Below are 18,940 nucleotides of genomic sequence, written 5' to 3' on the forward strand. Positions count from 1 at the left end.
TAAATCGGCACAACTATTGTTCTTGCCGAGTAGCCCTATGTGAGATTGAAAAAGAAATAGGCACTTCCTTGAGATGTAAAGGAGGTGCCTATTTTTTTGTATTGTACCTGTCTGAAAAATGGCTTGAGCTGTTTACGCTTTGGTCAGATACGTGTTATCGAATTGATAGAGGGATTTTTCTTCAACCCATCGCAGATGCGTCGTATATCGTCGGTACTATGCACCATAACCTTGAATGTCCCTCCAAATACACCGCTGTGAGAAGACAAATTAATACCTGTAATACTGATATTAATGTCTTCACTAATGTATTGGATAATAGCGTTGAGAATACCTATTGAGTCGATACCCTTAATGTCAAATGTAGCCTCGAAAAGAGAGTTGGGATGGTCGCCCCAAAGAGTCTGTACGATACGATTGCCTGCACTGCTTTTTAGTCGAGTGGCATTAGTACAGGAGCGTTTGTGTACTATCACCCTATTGCCCTCTTCGACAAAGCCTATTGTCTCATCGCCTAATATAGGGTTGCAACAAGTTGCTATCTCATAGTTGGGTGTAAAGTTGAATTCTTCCAGTAAGAAGGGTTTCTTCGTATTGATGCCTATTGATGTGCTTTCTTCTTTAGAAGTTTTACCATTGCTCTTGTTGCTCTTAGAGGTGCGAAACATTCGTGTGAAAAAGTTGCCTTTGTCTCCCTCTTGGATGAGTTTCTTAAAGCTATCGGGAAGGGCTATTACTTTGCTCCCCACAGCATAGAAGAATTCTTCTCTTTTATGGAAGTTGAAGAAGTTTGCCACCTTGTCTAAGTGAGCTGTGGTAACCGTCTGTCCATCTTTTTCAAAGAGAGCTACGACCTCTCTTTCTCCCAATGCAACAGCTTCGCGACGACGCTTGCGTAGTACTTCGTCTATCATGGCACGAGCTTGGCAGAAGTTACGTAGTTAAGCCACTCAGGCGTGGGCGATTGCTTCTCGCTGGTTATAATCTCTACTTGATCTCCATTTTGCAAGGTATAGTTGAAAGGGACGAGTCGGTGGTTTACCTTCGCTCCGATACAGTGTTTGCCAATTTCTCCGTGGATGGCAAAAGCGAAGTCCAGAGCAGTAGCTTTTTGAGGAAGGGTTATCATCTTGCCTCGTGGAGTGAAAACAGATATTTCTTCCGTGTAGAGATTAAGTTTGAAAGTGTCCAAAAAGTCCATAGAGTCGGGAGTCGGGCTCTCCAATATTTCTCGAATAGTGGCTAACCATTTTTCCAATTCGGAGTCTTCTTCAAAGACTTCGGACTTATATTTCCAATGTGCGGCAAAGCCTAATTCGGCGATGTCGTCCATCTTTCTACTCCGTATCTGTACTTCTATCCACTCTCCATCTGGTCCCATCACTGTGGTATGTAGGGCTTTATAGCCGTTACTTTTTGGGTTAGTAACCCAGTCTCGTATACGTTCGGGCTTCGTCCTATATATATCTGTGATGCGCCCATATATATCCCAGCATAAATCTTTATCGCTGATGTCTGGTTTACTTTCGAATATGATGCGTACCGCATAGAGGTCATATACCTCTTCGAAGGGTATTTTCTTCTCCTGCATCTTGTGCCAAATCGAGTAGGCAGACTTGACACGAGTTTTCATTTCGTAGGTAATGTTCATTGCCTCGAAACGTTCCTTGAGAGGGTGTGCAAAGCGTTCGAAAATCTGATTGCGTTCCTCCTCGGAAGCAGATATCTTATCCTTTATTTCTTTGTATTCTTTGGGATGTTCTATGGCAAAGCTCAACTCTTCAAGTTCAGTCTTTATGGCAAAAAGTCCTAATCTGTGAGCAATGGGGGCATATACATAGAGTGTCTCGCCTACAATCTTTAGTTGCTTAGCCATAGGCATAGCCTCCAGTGTGCGCATATTATGGAGGCGGTCTGCTATTTTGATGAGGATAACGCGTATATCTTCGTTCATCGTGAGGAGTAGCTTCCTGAAGTTTTCCGCTTGTGCAGAAACGTTTACTCCCCCTTGGAACATATCGGAGGGTATCTTAGTGAGTCCCTCGACAATTTGGGCTACCTTATCGCCAAACATAGTGCGCATATCTTCTGTGGTATAGTCGGTATCTTCGACTACATCGTGGAGCAGGGCACAAACAATAGAGGTCGAACCCAGTCCCATCTCTGAGCAGACGATTTGTGCTACAGCCAAGGGATGTGTTATGTAGGGAATGCCGCTCTTGCGCCTGACACCTTCATGTGCCTTACGTGCCAAGAGGAAGGCTTTCTCAATGCGCTCTACTTTTCTTCTATGTTTGGAGTTCATATATGCCGTTATTAGGGCATTGTACTGATCCATAATCATGCGATTCTCCTCTTCGGGAGTTAGGTGTACCACCTCATTAGCTTTGTGTTTAGTTGGTTCCATAGAAAAGTAGAATTAAATTAACATCCCTGCTATATATTATATGCGCTCTGAATAGTTGAGAAAAAGTAGGTAGAAGTAAGGATTATAGTACGAGAGCGGTAAGTTCTACCCACTTGGTAGAGGGGCTGTGCTTTTGCAAATACTCTTTGAGATACTTTTCAGTATCGCTCTCGATAGGAGTGCACGCCTCTTCGGCAGAGGTGTATTTGTTGTATACGAAAGTCTCCAAGTCGATGCCCCGATTTCTTAATGCTTCGATGCTAAGGAGCGTATGGTTGATACTACCCAAACGACCCGAAGAAACAAGTGCCACTGGATACTTTCTCTCGGCTACGAAGTCGATGGTGAGTAGCTTTCGAGTCATAGGTACCATTAGCCCTCCTGCACCCTCCATAAGTACTCTATCGTATCCCTGTCGAAGAAGGGCAGTAGTATCTTGGTCAATCTTTTCCACAGAAATACTCACCCCTTCCATCTGTGCAGAGAGGTGTGGGGAAGCTGGGAAGGGAAAGAGATAGGTGCATCGGTGTGGCTCGGCTCCATCTTTTTGTTCGGGAGTTGCGAATAGAAGCGTTTTATCGTGTATGTCTAAGTCTTCGCTACGCCCCACACACCCAGTTTGGATGGGTTTTTGGCTCACCACACGCAAGCCCTTTTGTTGCATAGCTTTTATCAAAAAGGCGGTAGCATACGTTTTGCCTATCCCAGTGTCAATACCTGTGATAAAGAGAACTTTATTTCTGTCCATTACTTCCTTGTAGTAGGAGTAAATTATTCCTGTATTCCTGCAAAAATAGTATAAATATTCTTTTGTAGACTACTGTCGTAGCTGTAAAATATTTTGATGTCTTAGAGTACACTGATCTGTCAATAGCGATTCAAAGGCTCTTTTTATCCCTCTTACTACCATTAACCCTTTGCCACAAAACCCTCCGTGCAAACTCTCGAAACCATTAACCCTTTTGCGAGTTAGCACAGATACTTTCTTTTTTAGGTTATCCTTTGTAAGGTAATATGTTTATAGAAGAGTCAAAAAGTACTACTTTTGCTCTGATGACAGCAATAAAGATACCTAACAGAGACTATAAAAAGGCATGGAGTGAGCTGAATGCCTTTTTGAAAGAGGCGCATAATGTTGTTCTTTTTGGACATCGCTCTCCCGATGGAGATTCGGTGGGGAGCACTTTGGCAATGCGCCTTATACTACAAGGAAAGGGAATGAATGTCTCTGTTGTTATGTCGGGAGGTCTACCCAGCAATCTGCTCTGGATGGAGGGGGCAGGGCAAATACTTTTGGAGGAGACTGATGGGATGCGTATTGATGAGGCTTTACGTAATGCCGATTTGCTCCTTTGTTTGGATTTTAATGCTTTGTACAGAGTCGGAAAGAATTTGGAAGAGCGTTTGCGTCTGGCTTTGGCAGCCCATCCTGTTCCTGTACTTATGATAGATCATCATTTGGATCCTTTTGATGAATTTGATTGGCAGTGGAGTTGTACCGAAGCATCGGCTACGGCAGAGGTTGTCGCTCGCCTTTTTTTAGAGGGTGAGGGGAGCAGTGCTATCTCCAAAGAGGCGGCAACGGCATTGCTAACAGGTATTATGACAGATACAGGGCTTTTTAATCATAACTCATCTTCTCCATCTCTTTATGAACTCGTGGCAGCTCTTTTGCGTTGCGGTGCAGACAAAGACCTTGTTGTAGACAAAGTATTCCATAACTTCAAAGAGAAGCGACAACGCCTTGAGGGGTATATCCTTTATGAAAAAGTCAAGGTGTGCCGGGAGATTAGTGCTGCCTATTTTACCCTATCGTTGGAGGAGTTGGAGCGTTTCGAAGTCTCAGTGGGAGATACGGATGGTTTGGTCAATAAGCCTTTGGATATAGAGGGCGTTACTTGCTCTGCCTTTTTTAGAGAGACGGTAGATGAGGGGATCAAAATATCGCTTCGCTCGATTGGAGACATTCCCGTAAACGAACTCTCTCGTCAATGCTATGGAGGAGGGGGACACAAAAATGCTTCAGGTGGAGAGATGCCTGATGCTACTTTGGAGCAGGCAGTGGCTCTCTTTTTAGACTATATGAAAACACATCACACAACACAAAATAAATAATAGTATGTTTTTTATGAATGCTTCTATTTCGTTGAATATGAAACGTATGTTGCCCTTCTTCTTGTTTTTCTTTATAGGGTTTTCTCCCCTATGGGTATCTTGTCAGAAGGAGAAAGAGATAAAATCGCTTACACAGCTCTTGCGAGAGGAAGAAAAGGCTATTGACAAGTTTATCGCCTCTAATAACATTGTGGTCGAAAAAGCTAAAGAGGGGCAGCAAGAGTTCAAACCCGATGTTTACTATAAGTTCAGTAATAACCTCTATATGTGTGTTATAGAAAAAGGCGGAGAGCGTGCTATTCCTGAGAAAACGCGTGTCAATGTACGCCTTAAAGGGCATATGTTTAAGGACGTCAAGCAACTTTCTTTTGATAACCTCTCGAATGGAGGGTATCAAGATATGGAGTTTCTCTACGTAGATCGTTACAATAGAGGGGCTTTGCACTTTATTAAACTTCCTTCGGCTCCCTCTTCCAATCTCAACTCTCTTATGTGTGAGGGGTTGGCTTTCCCTATGAGTTTGTTGGGCAATGGTGCTAAGGTGCGCCTTATTATCCCCTTTGCGATAGGCCCTGAGCTGAACTATGAGACGGGTCTTTCTATGTACTGCGAAGAGGTGCGCTACGAGTTTTCAAAGTATTGATGCTTCTCTGAGAGCGATAACCACTACTAAATACCATAAAATATAAACCAAAAGCCTTCTTTCTTTCCGATCTTAACTTAAAGGAGAGTAGAGAGGCGAAAGATGCTATATAATAAAGTAATGTCGTTAATAAAATCCATTTCAGGTATTCGAGGCACTATAGGTGGTGCCGTACAAGAGGGCTTGAATCCTCTTTCTATCACTCGCTTTACAGCTGCTTATGCTACCTTTATAAAGGAGCAATCTGGGTTAGATAAACCGCTTATTGTAGTAGGGCGAGATGCTCGTATATCTGGAGATATGGTGCGTCGTATTGTAACGGGTACACTCATAGCTATTGGGTGCGATGTGATAGATATAGACCTTGCTACCACACCCACCACAGAGATGGCAGTTATAGGCTACAAGGCTCAAGGGGGGATTATTATAACGGCAAGCCATAATCCCAAGCAGTGGAATGCCCTCAAACTCTTGGGAGGGAATGGAGAGTTCCTTTCCGATGCAGAGGCAGATCGGTCCTTGCTATTGCTGAGGCAGAGTCTTTTTCCTACGTATCTGTAGAGCAGATGGGTAAAGTTACCATGGCAGACTATCTGAAAGAGCATTGTCAGAAGATAGTAGAGATGGAAGAGGTAGATGTAGAGGCTATCCGTAAAGCGGGCTTTAGGGTCGCTTTTGATAGCATCAACTCCGTAGGGGGTATTGCTGTTCCCTATCTCCTTGATAAGTTGGGAGTAACGACTATCTTTCCTCTATTTGATGAGCCTACGGGGCATTTTGCACACAATCCAGAGCCTCTTCCTCATCATCTTACAGAGCTTTCTCATACTGTTAAAGAGCAGAGAGCAGATGTTGGCTTTTCGGTAGACCCCGACGTAGACCGACTTGCCATTATTGATGAGCAAGGATTGCCTTTTGGAGAGGAGTACACTCTGGTAGCTGTAGCAGACTATCTATTGGAGTTTCACGGAGGAGGCAATACAGTTTCTAACTTGAGTTCTACACGTGCCTTGCGTGATGTAACCGAAAAAGGGGAGAGGGGTACATATGCCGCTGCTGCTGTAGGCGAGGTTAATGTGGTTACTAAGATGAAAGAAACCAACGCCCTCATTGGAGGTGAAGGTAACGGAGGGGTTATTTATCCCAAGTTACACGCAGGTAGAGATGCCCTTTTGGGTATAGCACTCTTTTTGACTCATTTGGCGAAAAAGAGAAAGAGTGTAAGTGCTCTTCGAGCAGAGTATCCTAACTATTTTATGAGTAAGCAGCGGGCAGACCTCCCAGAGGGTACTGATATACGGGCTTTACTATCACAGATAGAGAAGCTCTATGCTGAGCATACGCCCAATACCATTGATGGCGTTAAAATAGACTTTGCCTCTTCTTGGGTACACATTCGCCCCAGTAATACGGAACCTATTATCCGTATTTACACAGAGGCTGCTACTCAAGGAGAAGCAGATGCTTTGGCAAATCAATTTAGGGAAGTAGTTTTGAGCCTTTTGAAATAAATATCAAGCGTGGCACGTAATAAGAAACCTTTACCATTATTGGATAATGTACTCATTGAGCGCATAGCTGCCGAGGGGCAATCCATCGCTTATTGGGATGAAATGGTCATTTTTATTCCTTATGGAGTTCCCGGCGACCGATGCCAAGTTCAGATTTTGCGTAAGAAGAGGAACTATGCCGAGGGACGTATTGTGGCAATTAATGAGCCTTCTCCTTTACGCATAGAGCCGCGTTGTAGCCATTTTGGTATCTGTGGAGGTTGTAAGTGGCAGCATTTACCCTATGAGGAGCAGTTAAAAGCTAAGGATACCCAAGTGAGAGATGCTATGGAGCGTATTGCTAAAGTCTCTATTGGAGAATATCGTCCCATATTACCCTCTACTGAGGTTTACTTTTATAGAAATAAGTTGGAGTTTACGTTCAGCAATCGCAGATGGATAACCGATGCTGAGATGAGTTCCTTACCTGAAGCTATTACTGATGCTGAGCGAGCAGGATTAGGGTTTCACATACCAGGCAAATTTGATAAAGTTTTGGATTTAGAGCACTGTTATTTGGGTGCTTCGTTGAGCGATGATATTCGTAATTTTGTAGGCAACTTCTGTAAAGAGCGTATTGAACAATATCCTTTTTTTGACCTTCGAGAGCAGCAAGGGGTCATGCGCACATTGATGATACGTACTACTTCGACGGGAGATACTATGGTGCTTGTCGCTTTTGCTCAAGAGCAAAAAGAGGCAAGAGAAGCTCTCTTAAACGCCATTGTTATGCGTTTCCCAGAGATAACTTCTCTACTTTATGTCATTAATACTAAGTGCAACGATACGATTGGAGATTTAGAGGTATATACTTTCTTCGGTAAACCTTATATTGAAGAAAAGATGGAAGACCTTATCTTTAGAGTAGGTCCTAAGTCGTTCTATCAGACTAATAGTAAGCAGGCCTACACGCTGTATAGTGTGGCTCGAGAGTTGGCAGACTTAAAAGGTACAGAGGTGGTCTATGACCTCTATACAGGGACGGGTACTATCGCTAATTTCATTGCTCGCAAGGCTCATAAGGTAGTGGGTATAGAGTATGTACCGGAGGCAATAGAGGATGCCAAGCTCAATAGCTCTATAAATAACATAGAGAATACCTCTTTCTATGCAGGCGATATGAAAGACCTGCTTACGGACGAATTTATTGCTCGTGAAGGGCAGCCAGATGTTGTTATAACTGACCCACCACGTGCGGGTATGCATCCTGATGTTATAAAGACTTTGCTTCGTACAGCCCCTGCTCGTATTGTTTATGTGAGCTGTAATCCTGCCACTCAGGCGAGGGATGTAGCCTTACTTGTAGAGGGTGGATATAGGGCGGTAACTTCCCAAGCGGTGGATATGTTCCCTCATACGCATCATGTGGAAAATGTTCTGTTACTGGAACATATATAGTTGTTGAACTGTTCTTATATCTGTAATGAAGAAATGGATAAAAGAATTTTCTTGTCAGAAAGACCTTTTTAGCTGGTTGACCTCTGCCTGGCCAGAGGTCTCACTCTTGTTGAGTTCTTTGATAGTGGTAATATTACCCATGCGTATGATGGCAGCTAATAGAAACTCCTTCGCTGTACAGGAGGGGCAATATGTAGCGAGCCTCAGGCAATCTTCTATGAGTTTGGAGGTTGATAGTGCTGTTTTTCAGCCTTTAGATATGCCTTCTTGTTTCAAAGACTCAAATTCTTTTTTGTATTCCTATACCTTTTTGTTAAGGAAAACCCCAACTTCGCAGAGGGTGAAGATATCTTCTTATGACCAACTATTTATCGAAGCGGCGGAGAGGCTAGCTTGGGACTGGACTATTTTGGCAGCTATTGGCAAGGTAGAGTCGGGTTTTCGCCCTACAGTATCGGGAGGGTTGATGGGTATTATGCCAGCTACAGCACGGAGATATGGCTACAATCGCACCCAGATAAAGAACGCTAAAAATGCCGTAAACGCTTCTGTTCGTTGTATACAGTCGTTGGAAAGATACTTTTCTAAAGTGCCCGAATCGTACGATAAAATGCTCTTTATAATAGCATCTTACGTGAGTGGTCCAGGACATATTAGTGATGCGCAAAAGGTAGCTCAACACTATGGAGCCGACCCTCTAAAGTGGGACGAGGTAATGCCCTATATCCTCAAGATGTCGGAGAAGAAGTATTATGCTACCAAGGGGCTACGTTATGGCCGTTTCAATGGTAAGCATACAATCAATTATATAACTAAAGTGCTCACTTATGCCCAAAGTTATGCCGACGAGGTGTGGGCTGCAGAGGGGTAATCTTTCTTTTACTTATTTATGTTGCAGGTAGATCAGATTTCAAAGGCTTATGGAGATAGACTCCTTTTTTCGAACATATCTTTTTCTATAGAAGAAGGTGAGAAAGTCGGACTTATTGCTGCTAATGGAACTGGTAAAACCACTTTGCTACGTATCCTCGTCGGAGAGGAGACTCCCGACACAGGTTTATAACCAAACGTAGAGACATAAAGATTGTTTACCTGCCTCAAAAGACCGTATTGCCCCGAGGAGGCTCTATTTTAGAGGCGTGTTTTAATTCTTTGGATAAGGTGGCTTCTTTAGTGGGGGAGTGGCGTAAGGCTTCAATGCAGGGAGATACAGCTACGATAGAGAGGTTGCTACCTCAGATGGATGCACTACAGGCTTGGGATTATGAGCGTAAGGCAGAAGAGATTTTGCATCGTCTTTCGGTGCCAGACCTATCTCGTCCAGTCGACTCCCTTTCGGGAGGAGAGCAGAAACGAGTTGCCTTGGCTGGCGTTTTGCTTACAGAACCCGATTTATTGATATTGGACGAACCCACCAACCACTTAGACTTAGAGGTGATTGAGTGGTTAGAAAAATACCTTTCTCGTAGTAAGCTCGCCTTGCTATTGGTTACTCACGACCGCTATTTTTTAGATAGAGTTTGCTCTTCCTTTATGGAGCTAACACCATTGAAGGCTTATAGTTATCAGTGTGGCTTCGAGAGATACCTTGAGAGACGTATAGAACGTATTGAGGCGGAGCGAGAGGCTGCTCAAAAAGCGAATAATCTTTATCGAAGGGAACTCGAATGGATGCGTCGCCAACCTCAGGCGAGAGGGGGAAAACAGAAAGCTCGTAAGGATGCTTTTTATGAATTACAGCAGTTGATAACTCCCCCTAAAGAGGAGTGTGGTCCACAGCTTTCCGCCGATAAGGTCTATTTGGGCAATAAAATATTTTCCGCTCAAGGTGTCAATTTCTCTTTTGGGGAGAAGGTTATCCTTAAAGATTTTGAATACATTTTTGCCCGTTATGATAAGGTAGGGATTGTAGGACCCAATGGAGTAGGTAAGACCTCTTTTTTGAAACTTTTATTGGGAGAGTTAGTACCTGATAAAGGTTGTTTCGACATAGGAGAAACCGTTCGATTTGGCTATTTTAGTCAGCAGGGCGGAAACTTTCCTCCCGATAAGCGAGTTATTGAGGTTATGACCGACATTGCCGATAATATCTCGCTCCCAGAGGGTGAGAGAACTATCTCTGCCTCACAGATGCTCACGAGATTTCTTTTTACTCCAGAGCGTCAATATACTCCGATAGAGAAATTAAGCGGTGGCGAACTAAGGCGTTTATATCTCTGTACGGTGTTGGTTCAGGGTCCTAACTTTCTTATATTGGATGAGCCTACGAACGACCTTGACCTAATTACATTGGGCGTTTTGGAGGAGTATTTAAGAGAGTTCAAAGGATGTCTTATCATTGTAAGTCACGATCGTTACTTTATGGATGCTTTGGTTGAGCATCTTTTTGTCTTTGAGGGAGACGGCATTGTGCGAGACTTTCCGGGTAATTACTCTCAGTATAGGGAGTGGAAGGAGCAACTTCTTGCCCTTGAAACTAATCGTTTGGAGCAGGAGAAGCAGAAGAAAAATGCAGTTGCGTTGCAGGAGAACGAACGCCGTAAAGAGCGCAAACAGAAACGCTCCTATAAGGAAGAGAAAGAGTTCGAGTGTTTAGAGCAAGAGATAGCTATGTTGGAAGAAAAGACAGCAGAGCTATCTCGGCAGATGTCTTCGGGTACTTTATCCTCCGACCATCTACTATCCGTGGGCAGAGAGTATGAAGAGCTTTCTAATCTTTTGGAAGAAAAGTCGATGCGTTGGCTGGAGTTGTCTGAATTAGGAGCGTAGTATAGAGCCGAGTAAGAAACAATGAACAATAGTCATTTCTCTTGGTTTATTGCGCGCAGACTATCTCGACGTAAAGAGTCGAAGGGGCGTCCCATAACAGCTCTTCTACGCTTTACGATAGCAGGTATTGCTCTCAGTTTGACAGTGATGCTACTTACCGTTTTTGTGGGGTCTGGGTTTCGTCAAGAGGTGCGAAATAAAATAACGCTTCTTACGGGCGATATCATTTTGAGCAATGCCTCAGAGGGACATATAACCTCGGACTTTTTTGAAATATCGGACGACATCTTACTCTCTTTACAAAAGATAGAGGGCGTGAAAGAGGTGCGACGGGAGTTGCAAACAGCAGGTATCCTAAAAACGAAAGAGTCCTATGAGGGAGTGGTGGTAACAGCTGTTAATTCGGGAGAGAGCTTTAAGAGAGTAAAAGATTTCCTCCTTTCAGGTAGTATTCCCGCTTTTGATGATACTGATACTCTACATAATCCTATCCTGCTTTCGCAAGAGACTGCTCAGAAGATGAACTTGTCCGTTGGAGATAAAGTCGCGCTTTACCTCACGGCAGAAGATATTACTATGCGCTCCTTTACATTGGCAGGTATAGTAGATATACCTCAAGTGGGAGGACCTTTGGTAATTGCCCCCTTCTCTCCCATAGCGAGAGCTCTTGGTGCGGAAGAGAGTCAAGTTTCTCAAATTCAACTATTCTTAGACCGCACTACTCCTCCCGATGCTATTGTTGAGGCTATCATTGGAGAGCTTTCTCGCTCTACACAAATAACATCGCAATCTGTGGGTTGGAATTACGCAGAGGAGACTTTGCCCCAAATCTTTGTATGGTTGGATATGTTAGACTCCAATATCCTGCTTCTTATCACGCTACTTTCCTTAGTTGCTGCTTTTACTCTTATTACGGGGTTACTAATCCTTATTTTAGATAGAACTCAGATGGTGGGGCTTCTGAAAGCCTTGGGAGCTACGCAACAGACTTTCCGCTCTTTATTTCTCTACTTAGCTACTTTTATTATAGGTAGGGGGATGCTTTGGGGCAACTTGATAGCTCTTACCCTTTCTATTGTACAGAGTACGACGGGAATACTCTCCTTAGACCCTTCGTCCTACTATGTATCTAAAGTGCCTGTTGCGTGGAATTGGCTCGGGTTTATATTGGTCAATATCGGCACTTTTACTCTTTCGATGCTGTTCTTGCTATTTCCTATACGTATTATAGCTCGTATTCGCTCCATACAAACAATTCGTTTTAACCAATAGTTAGCTTCAAAGAGCTCTAATAGAAGTTATTTCTATCACTTAGGACAAGGGGGAGAAATCTCTCTTGTATTGATAAAATGTATTGTTTTTAGCGATAAGATAATGTAGTATCTATTTTAATTTACTTACATTTGCGCTGTTGCAAGAGGAGATACCTCTTCTCTTGTAGTTTTTTGTAGTCTAAAAAAGAGTAGTTGTCATAGGTTCTAAAAATGCTTTCCCTCATCGTAAGCATACTCTACGGAATACTTGTTCTGACCATTGCCGTGGTGGTAATGGCAGAAAATCGTAACCCTATCAAGGCTATAGCTTGGGTAATAGTCGTTTTGTTGGTACCTGTAGTAGGGATTGGTTTCTATTTCCTTTTTGGGCAAGATCTTAGGCATGTCAATATGATTCATCGTAAGGTGTATCACCGTCTTAGTAGCCTGCCATATTCTTTTGGAGAGCATACCAATAGAGAACTTATTGAGAAGATACCATCTACCTACCATCCTTTGGTTCATTTATGTAAAGAGATTTCCAACGCTCCCCTTTTGCCTGTAGAGCATGCTGATTTGTTTGTTCGGGGCAAAGAGAAGTTTGAAACTTTGCTACAGGATATAGAGCAAGCCACCCATCATATACATTTAGAGTATTATGCTTTTGATAGCGATGAGTTGGGGGAACGCTTTGCTTCGCTTTTGGTACGGAAAGCGAGAGAAGGCGTGAAAGTGCGTATCCTCTATGATGATGTGGGGTCTTGGAAAACGAAAAAGAAGTTTCTCAATCGATTAAGAGATAGTGGGATACAAATCTATCCCTTTATGAAGGTTGTTTTTCCTTTCTTTACCTCCAAGGTTAACTATCGCAACCACCGCAAAATAACTATTATAGATGGTAAAGTGGGCTATATAGGAGGAATGAATATAGCCAATCGTTACTATAAAGGTAATGAATTGGGACCTTGGCGAGATACTCATGTACGTATTACAGGGGCTGCAGTCTCGGAATTACAAAGCTCGTTCTTGATAGATTGGTATTTGGTGACGAGACGAGTGGTCTATTTTCACGACTACTTTTTGCCCCAACTTTTAGATACAACTCAAGAGACTATCCCGATGCAACTTGTTTTGGGAACTCCTTTTGGGGCGTGGCGCTCTATAGAACAGACTTTTATCAGCATGATACTACGAGCCTCTCGGAGTGTTTATATAGAGACCCCTTACTTTCTTCCAACTCCTACTTTGAGCCATGCACTAACGATAGCAGCTTTGGGAGGGATTGATGTACGTTTGATATTGCCTAAGGGGGGAGATTCTTTAGCCACACAGTATGCTTCGCTTTCCTACATAGAAGAGTTGTTATTGGCAGGAGTAAAGGTTTATTTGTATGAAAAGGGTTTTTTGCACTCTAAGGTACTTACGGTAGATGGGCAACTCTCTTTCATCGGTTCTGCTAATATGGATTTCCGAAGTTTCGAGCATAATTTTGAGAGTTCCGCCCTTTTTTATAGTGCGGAGTTTACGGGTCGAGTGAATAAAACTTTCTTTGAAGATCTTGCTTGTAGCCAAGATCTTGCTCTCTCTTCGTGGAGTAAACGTTCGCGTGGTCAAAAACTAAAGGAGAGTTTCTTCCGTCTATTCTCTCCATTACTTTAGTCTCCTTTTTTTCTCCCTTTTATCCATTTTTAATAGATAATCTTCCCAATCTTTGGAGAAGAATTGCATTGTACTTGTAAGGGTTAATCCTCTCAAGCAGAACCATTATACCTTTTGAGAGTTTACACAGATGGTTTTGAAGCAATGTATTATACCTTTTTGACTCGTGTAGTAATCTTAATGAGAAAACCTCTATTGAGGATTGTTTTCCCTATTCCTTTCACTGTATTATTTTCGACATTGGCTTGGGGAGCATACTTTTGTACACTCCTTTTAGCCACCCTTTCAATCCCTTTTAAGTCTCGATAAATCGCTTTGGAAGAACCACTAAACTTGCTCTGTTTTCGCCTTATGGACCTGTTGTGATCACAGCATTCTGTATAGTTTTGCAAGAGTTTCGTTACAACAGACTTTTTGAAGCCCATGCAACCATTTCTATTGAATTTATCTCTTAGCTATAAGTAGGAGATGTTGTTTTAAAAATGTGTGCAAAAAGTTACTCGCTATCTAATGTGTTTCAAATGGTTTATATATTTTTGTGAAAAACAACACTTCTACTCTTTATAATACTAAATGTAAAAAAGCAAGTGTTGGTATTTTCTTTTTTGAACAGTTTCACTAATAAACAGATAAATACAATGAAAAGAACACTGCTTAATGGTAGATGGTTGAAAGGAATGTGGAGCGTAACACTCCTTGTTGCCTTTTGTTTTGCTATGCAGGCGCAAAGCTCAACCCAAAAACTCATCTTTACTCCTGTTGGAGAAGTCAAAGGCTTAGAGAAAATCGAACTCTATTCGAAAGATGCTTCTGGTAATTATACTCAAGCTGTGGTTTTAGATGAAAATCGCCAGGCTTTTATCTTACCAGGAACTGAACTTCAACTTAAGGCTTCTATAAAAGAGGGCTATGTGGCACATCTTTGGAAACAGTCAGGGCGAGAAGTAAGGAATAGTTATTCTCTGCTTACGCATCAATTGACTATGCCTAAAACGGATGTTATCATTAGTCTTGATATCGCTCAGTTAGTAGAAGTAACTTTCAAAGTAGATGCACAAATAACCGATGGCCCTTTGGTAAATATTGAGGAGCAAAATGATTATGGTTTTGAAATACAGGTAGGAGAAAATGGAAAAGTTATGCTTCCTTTAGGTAGGGCTTGCTACTTTGACCCTAACCTAAAAGATGGTTATTACCTTATGGGATGGAAAATAAATGAGAATATTCCTTTTCAAAATCCTAATGAATGGTATCAATCTGCAATAGAAAAAGATTTACGAGTAGAACCTTTAACCTACAAAGAGGGAGATACATTTGAAGTAACCTACTCACAGGTAGATGACCATACGATAACTTGCAAGAATAGTAGCAATCAGGAAGTTGCATCAGGAGACAAAATAGAGCCAGGAAGTACTCTAACTTTTGTGATAGAAACCCTTGACGGCTCGGCTCCCGAAATAGAAAAATGGATTGTCAATGACAAGACTTATACAGATGCTACGGGGGAACCTATTGTAACCTCACAAATAGACATTAAGGCCTATTCCAATTTGAATGTAAGAGTTGTCTTAGTTTCTGAGATTGTTGTACCCGAAGAAACGGTCCTTCTTACATTTGGTAAAAAAGCTACCCACATGGCAAGTCGTAGCGTTTTTAGAGCTAATGGTGAAGAACTCGGTGATGTTATTGCCCCTGAGGCAGATGGTGTAAGTTATAAAGTACCTAAAGGCAAGCCTTTTTATCTTCAGTTTGTGCCTAAAAATGGATACGTGATTCATTTGTGGAAGCGTAAGGATGGAGATAAGATGCGAGACATCTTTGGTATGTATAACAAGAAACAGGTACGCGTTGATGGGATTATGGAAGCAGCGGAATATGATGTTGCTACGGCAGAGGCTATAGAGGTTCGTTTCTTTGTACCAGAAGAAGGTTCTACTGGAGGAGAAGTAAATATTGAAGAGAATGGAGAGCTGGTTCTGTAGTTGCGCCAAAAGAGGGTACTAAAGATAAATACATCCTACCCCATAAAGGAGGTGTATATTTTGATAGTCATATAAAAGACGGATATGCCCTTACTCGCTGGCTTCTTGAGGGGAATATCTTCCCTGCCAGACCTGATGTTTTTTACAAAGGACAATTACCTAAGGGGTTTGACCTCGAGGCTGTTTTGCATCCAATAGGAAAAACATATACCGTAACATTTGATCAACCTGAAGATCCAAAGTATGCTTTGCGTTGTAAGCATCGAAGCGTAGAGGGGTCGCCCGAGATAGAGCCTGACTCTCCCGTAGGACCTGGAGATGAAGTCCTTTTTGAAACATATCCCATAGAAAATCCTGCAGGTAAAGTTCCTGTAGACCATTGGGAAGTAAATGGAAAACCTTATCTCTCTAATAGTAGTGAGCCTTATACAGATAATTCTCTCAGTATTTATGTGTTAGAAGATATTATGGTAACTATGATTCCTAAGGTCGAATCACAGACAGAAGAGGTATTGGCTCAAAAGTTACCTGTTTACTTCATTGCTTCCTCAAGGCAATTAGTAGTCGAAAGTCAAGGGGTTAATCCTATAAGTCTATATAGTAATGATGGAAAGTTATTGCGTCAATGGACTTTACCCATGGGGACACATACATTGCATTTGGAAAACCTTGTTCAAGGTACTTATATTGTTAGAGTAGGGCATCAAGCCTACGTTTTCGTTTACTAATCTGAAAAGGAGGTAAGTTATGACACATTGTTTTGTAAAGAAGTTATTTCTCTTTCCCATTGTCTTTTTCCTCTCTTTTCTTGCGCCTCTACCTGCCTATACACAGGAAGAAGATGAATATCCTGTGGAGCGCGCCAAAGAACCTTCGGGAGAGGGTACACAAGAGAATCCCTATAAAATAAGCTCTATTGAGCATCTTCTGTGGATTGCGGGAGAAGTGAATAGTAAAAAGTTTGACTTCACAGATGTTTACTTTGAGCAAACCCAGGATATTGATATGAGTGAAACCCGTTCGTGGAATGGGGGAAAGGGCTGGAAGCCCATAGGTGGATACTACTATATTAATTACCTTTTGACCAAGGTAGGATTTAAGGGGATTTATGACGGAAAAAATTATACAATTAGAGGTTTGTATGAAAACCGCCCCCAAGCGATATATGGAGGTCTTTTTGGCTATGTATCTGGAGGGGAACTAAAGAATATACGTATAGAAGCCCCTGAAATTTTGGTTAGCGAAAATGCAGCCTGCTTACTGGCTTATCTTTTCGACGGTAAGGTAACCAATTGCCATGTTGTCGGCGGTAGTGTAGAGGCTGCTCTGTATGTTGGCGGTGTGGTAGGTTATATCTATAGTGAAGCTGTGGTGTATGGCTGTTCATCGTCTGCTACTGTAAAAGGGCAAGATTGGATTGGTTCTATCGTTGGTTGGAGTAGCGAAGGGACCGTGGAGCACTGTACTGCACAGGGAACGGTGATAGCTCGAGATAATGGTCGCTATGCTGGAGGTGTAGTGGGTTATGTGATGCGTTCTAAAGTGCTTGAGTGCCGTGCAGTTAATCTTGATGTTCAGGGAAATGTATATGTTGGAGGTATAGCTGGAGGTAGTAAGGAAGCAGAGATTGCTCGTTGCTTAACAATAAAGAGTACCCTAAAGGGAGATAGCTTTATTGGTGGAGTCGTGGGAGCGCATGAGGAGGCTACCTTGCAAGATAGTTATAGTACAGCCACGGTCGAAGGTAATACTTTGTGTGGTGGTTTAGTAGGAAGGATGGCTTATTCTACTGCCTCTATTAAACATTGTTTTTCGGCAAGTCGGGTTGAATCTACTGATGCTTCTTGTGGTGCTTTTATGGGAGCTAAAGCAGGCGGTGTTGTTATGGGATGCTACTATGCAAGTGATACCAATACCGCTCTTGAAGGGGTAGGAGGCACCTCTCATGCTGATGTAGAACTTACAGCTCTCAATAGTGAGGCTATGCAAAAGGCTGCATCTTTCAAGGAGTGGGATTTTACCAACACGTGGGTAATTACCCAAGGACTCAATCATCCTGAATTGAAATGGCACACTTCGTTTCCTTCTGCTATCGATCGGATTATCAATCCTTTTAACGTTTGGTATAGCAATGGTGCGCTTAGGTTCTATTGTCCCAACGAGGCAACTCTTTCCTTTACTCTCTACGATATTTGTGGTAGAGAGGTGTACAATGGACAAATAGTACAAAGCATCCCTTTGGTTTTGGAGCCTGGAGTCTACTTTGTACGTGTCAATACCACCGTTATAAAAGTGATAGTGCCGTAAATGGCTTTCGATTAATCTATCAATGTAGCTACTATTAGAGTAATAATAGCTGTATTACTTCTTTAACTGTAAAAAAGGGCTGTGTCAAAATCAGATTTTGGCGCAGCCCCTTCTTTTGTCAAGCAGACAGTTGTACTTTTGATAACCCTGAAACTGAATGCGGCGATACTGTCCTCAAAAAGTGTGTAAGCCCCGTAGCTCTTAACTTTGAGGTAAGAAGAAAAAACAAACTAAGAACAATGGAGCTTACAACATCACAAAAGTCGGCATTTATTTCTGAAATGCTATCATCGGAGTCAGGTATTAACGAACTTATTCGTGTATTATTGAACACCTTCTCCAAGCAAGAACGTTCTCTTTTTGTCCAAGAGCATAAAGGCGAACAGTGCAATGGTTTCCGTCCCCGTCGATGGCGGGGCTATGGCTGTAGCTTTGAGCTTCGGATTCCACGTACTCGTTCAGGGCATTTCCAGCCCCTGATTTTGGGCATCCTCTCCCATCAGGAAAGCGAACGCGCCCTGCTCTTCCATGAACTTTATACGCGAGGACTTTCGTGCGAAGATATTGGCGCCGTGTGCGAACGCCTCTATGGACATCACTATAGTAAACAGCAAGTTAGCTTCCTTTCCAATACGAGTAAGGCAGAGATATCCAAGTGGTTAGAACGCCAATTGTCTCCTCACTATTTGGCAGTGTACATTGATGCAACGTTTGCCTTTACTCGGCGAGAGGATAGTGTCTCTAAGGAGGCTTACTACACGATGCTGGGTCTACTTCCAGATGGTAGTCGCGAGGTGCTTTGTGTGGTGAATCATCCCACAGAGGGAGCGTTGAATTGGGAGGCGGAGTTGAAATCT

14 protein-coding genes and 2 pseudogenes are annotated in these 18,940 nt (G+C 42.5%); 12 read left to right on the forward strand and 4 right to left on the reverse strand.

Translation table 11 applies throughout. The annotated features are described in order from the left end of the window. Positions 1-143: 143 nt before the first annotated feature. From JCM15907_RS13890 to bioD, 3 genes are all read right to left on the reverse strand, one after another. Positions 144-914: an ACT domain-containing protein gene (locus tag JCM15907_RS13890; RefSeq protein ID WP_306305490.1), complete on the reverse strand. Its 771-nt coding sequence runs from the start codon at positions 912-914 to the stop codon at positions 144-146. After that, entirely contained in the window at positions 911-2,407 is a 1,497-nt protein-coding gene (locus JCM15907_RS11640) for a RelA/SpoT family protein (protein WP_306305491.1), read from the reverse strand. The genes JCM15907_RS13890 and JCM15907_RS11640 overlap by 4 nt, the downstream gene beginning before the upstream one ends. 82 nt (positions 2,408-2,489) lie before the next feature. Continuing rightward, positions 2,490-3,155, reverse strand: a complete 666-nt coding sequence (bioD, locus tag JCM15907_RS08800; RefSeq protein ID WP_025843509.1) for a dethiobiotin synthase — start codon at positions 3,153-3,155, stop codon at positions 2,490-2,492. Between the two features lie 266 nt (positions 3,156-3,421). Between bioD and JCM15907_RS08805 the strand changes: the two genes are divergently transcribed. The 8 genes and pseudogenes from JCM15907_RS08805 (at position 3,422) to cls (ending at position 13,794) form a co-directional block, all read left to right on the forward strand. Continuing rightward, positions 3,422-4,522: a DHH family phosphoesterase gene (locus JCM15907_RS08805; RefSeq protein WP_051522459.1), complete on the forward strand. Its 1,101-nt coding sequence runs from the start codon at positions 3,422-3,424 to the stop codon at positions 4,520-4,522. A gap of 13 nt (positions 4,523-4,535) precedes the next feature. Continuing rightward, positions 4,536-5,165, forward strand: a complete 630-nt coding sequence (locus JCM15907_RS08810) for a DUF4827 family protein (RefSeq protein ID WP_036882901.1) — start codon at positions 4,536-4,538, stop codon at positions 5,163-5,165. 120 nt (positions 5,166-5,285) lie between these two features. Beyond that, positions 5,286-6,676, forward strand: a pseudogene (gene glmM / locus JCM15907_RS11645) (phosphoglucosamine mutase). Positions 6,677-6,685: 9 nt separating this feature from the next. After that, the gene (gene rlmD / locus JCM15907_RS08820; protein WP_025843512.1) at positions 6,686-8,113 is read left to right on the forward strand and encodes a 23S rRNA (uracil(1939)-C(5))-methyltransferase RlmD; all 1,428 of its coding nucleotides are present in this window, start codon (positions 6,686-6,688) and stop codon (positions 8,111-8,113) included. Between the two features lie 25 nt (positions 8,114-8,138). After that, complete coding sequence (locus JCM15907_RS12475) at positions 8,139-8,984, forward strand: transglycosylase SLT domain-containing protein (protein WP_025843513.1); 846 nt, start codon at positions 8,139-8,141, stop codon at positions 8,982-8,984. Positions 8,985-9,002: 18 nt separating this feature from the next. Then, a pseudogene (locus tag JCM15907_RS11655) lies at positions 9,003-10,882 on the forward strand (ABC-F family ATP-binding cassette domain-containing protein). Positions 10,883-10,903: 21 nt separating this feature from the next. Beyond that, positions 10,904-12,154, forward strand: a complete 1,251-nt coding sequence (locus JCM15907_RS08835; RefSeq protein ID WP_025843514.1) for an ABC transporter permease — start codon at positions 10,904-10,906, stop codon at positions 12,152-12,154. A gap of 212 nt (positions 12,155-12,366) precedes the next feature. Then, on the forward strand, positions 12,367-13,794 hold the full coding sequence (cls, locus tag JCM15907_RS08845; RefSeq protein ID WP_025843515.1) for a cardiolipin synthase: 1,428 nt from the start codon (positions 12,367-12,369) through the stop codon (positions 13,792-13,794). Between the two features lie 149 nt (positions 13,795-13,943). Here the strand turns inward: cls and JCM15907_RS13070 are convergent, their stop codons facing one another. Next, entirely contained in the window at positions 13,944-14,219 is a 276-nt protein-coding gene (locus JCM15907_RS13070; RefSeq protein WP_025843516.1) for a hypothetical protein, read from the reverse strand. A gap of 213 nt (positions 14,220-14,432) precedes the next feature. Between JCM15907_RS13070 and JCM15907_RS08855 the strand changes: the two genes are divergently transcribed. The 4 genes from JCM15907_RS08855 to JCM15907_RS08870 all read left to right on the forward strand — a co-directional run. Then, positions 14,433-15,776, forward strand: coding sequence for a hypothetical protein (locus tag JCM15907_RS08855; protein ID WP_148297509.1), 1,344 nt, complete (start codon positions 14,433-14,435; stop codon positions 15,774-15,776). Between the two features lie 185 nt (positions 15,777-15,961). Continuing rightward, on the forward strand, positions 15,962-16,504 hold the full coding sequence (locus JCM15907_RS08860) for a T9SS type A sorting domain-containing protein (RefSeq protein ID WP_025843518.1): 543 nt from the start codon (positions 15,962-15,964) through the stop codon (positions 16,502-16,504). 19 nt (positions 16,505-16,523) lie between these two features. Next, a complete protein-coding gene (locus JCM15907_RS08865) occupies positions 16,524-18,083 on the forward strand; it encodes a T9SS type A sorting domain-containing protein (RefSeq protein WP_025843519.1) in 1,560 nt (519 codons plus the stop codon). 239 nt (positions 18,084-18,322) lie between these two features. After that, positions 18,323-18,940: transposase (locus tag JCM15907_RS08870; RefSeq protein ID WP_025843520.1), on the forward strand; the 618-nt coding region annotated here is incomplete at its 3' end.

This window comes from Porphyromonas gingivicanis JCM 15907 (assembly GCF_000614585.1).
Taxonomy (GTDB): Bacteria; Bacteroidota; Bacteroidia; order Bacteroidales; family Porphyromonadaceae; genus Porphyromonas; species Porphyromonas gingivicanis.

What these genes read in the sequence shown, in the direction of transcription:
- JCM15907_RS13890 (WP_306305490.1), bottom strand. Translation starts at nt 914, where the DNA reads ATGATAGACGAAGTACTACGCAAGCGTCGTCGCGAAGCTGTTGCATTG.
- JCM15907_RS11640 (WP_306305491.1), bottom strand. Translation starts at nt 2,407, where the DNA reads ATGGAACCAACTAAACACAAAGCTAATGAGGTGGTACACCTAACTCCC.
- bioD (WP_025843509.1), bottom strand. Translation starts at nt 3,155, where the DNA reads ATGGACAGAAATAAAGTTCTCTTTATCACAGGTATTGACACTGGGATA.
- JCM15907_RS08805 (WP_051522459.1), top strand. Translation starts at nt 3,422, where the DNA reads ATGTTTATAGAAGAGTCAAAAAGTACTACTTTTGCTCTGATGACAGCA.
- JCM15907_RS08810 (WP_036882901.1), top strand. Translation starts at nt 4,536, where the DNA reads ATGAATGCTTCTATTTCGTTGAATATGAAACGTATGTTGCCCTTCTTC.
- JCM15907_RS12475 (WP_025843513.1), top strand. Translation starts at nt 8,139, where the DNA reads ATGAAGAAATGGATAAAAGAATTTTCTTGTCAGAAAGACCTTTTTAGC.
- JCM15907_RS08835 (WP_025843514.1), top strand. Translation starts at nt 10,904, where the DNA reads ATGAACAATAGTCATTTCTCTTGGTTTATTGCGCGCAGACTATCTCGA.
- cls (WP_025843515.1), top strand. Translation starts at nt 12,367, where the DNA reads ATGCTTTCCCTCATCGTAAGCATACTCTACGGAATACTTGTTCTGACC.
- JCM15907_RS13070 (WP_025843516.1), bottom strand. Translation starts at nt 14,219, where the DNA reads ATGGGCTTCAAAAAGTCTGTTGTAACGAAACTCTTGCAAAACTATACA.
- JCM15907_RS08855 (WP_148297509.1), top strand. Translation starts at nt 14,433, where the DNA reads ATGAAAAGAACACTGCTTAATGGTAGATGGTTGAAAGGAATGTGGAGC.
- JCM15907_RS08865 (WP_025843519.1), top strand. Translation starts at nt 16,524, where the DNA reads ATGACACATTGTTTTGTAAAGAAGTTATTTCTCTTTCCCATTGTCTTT.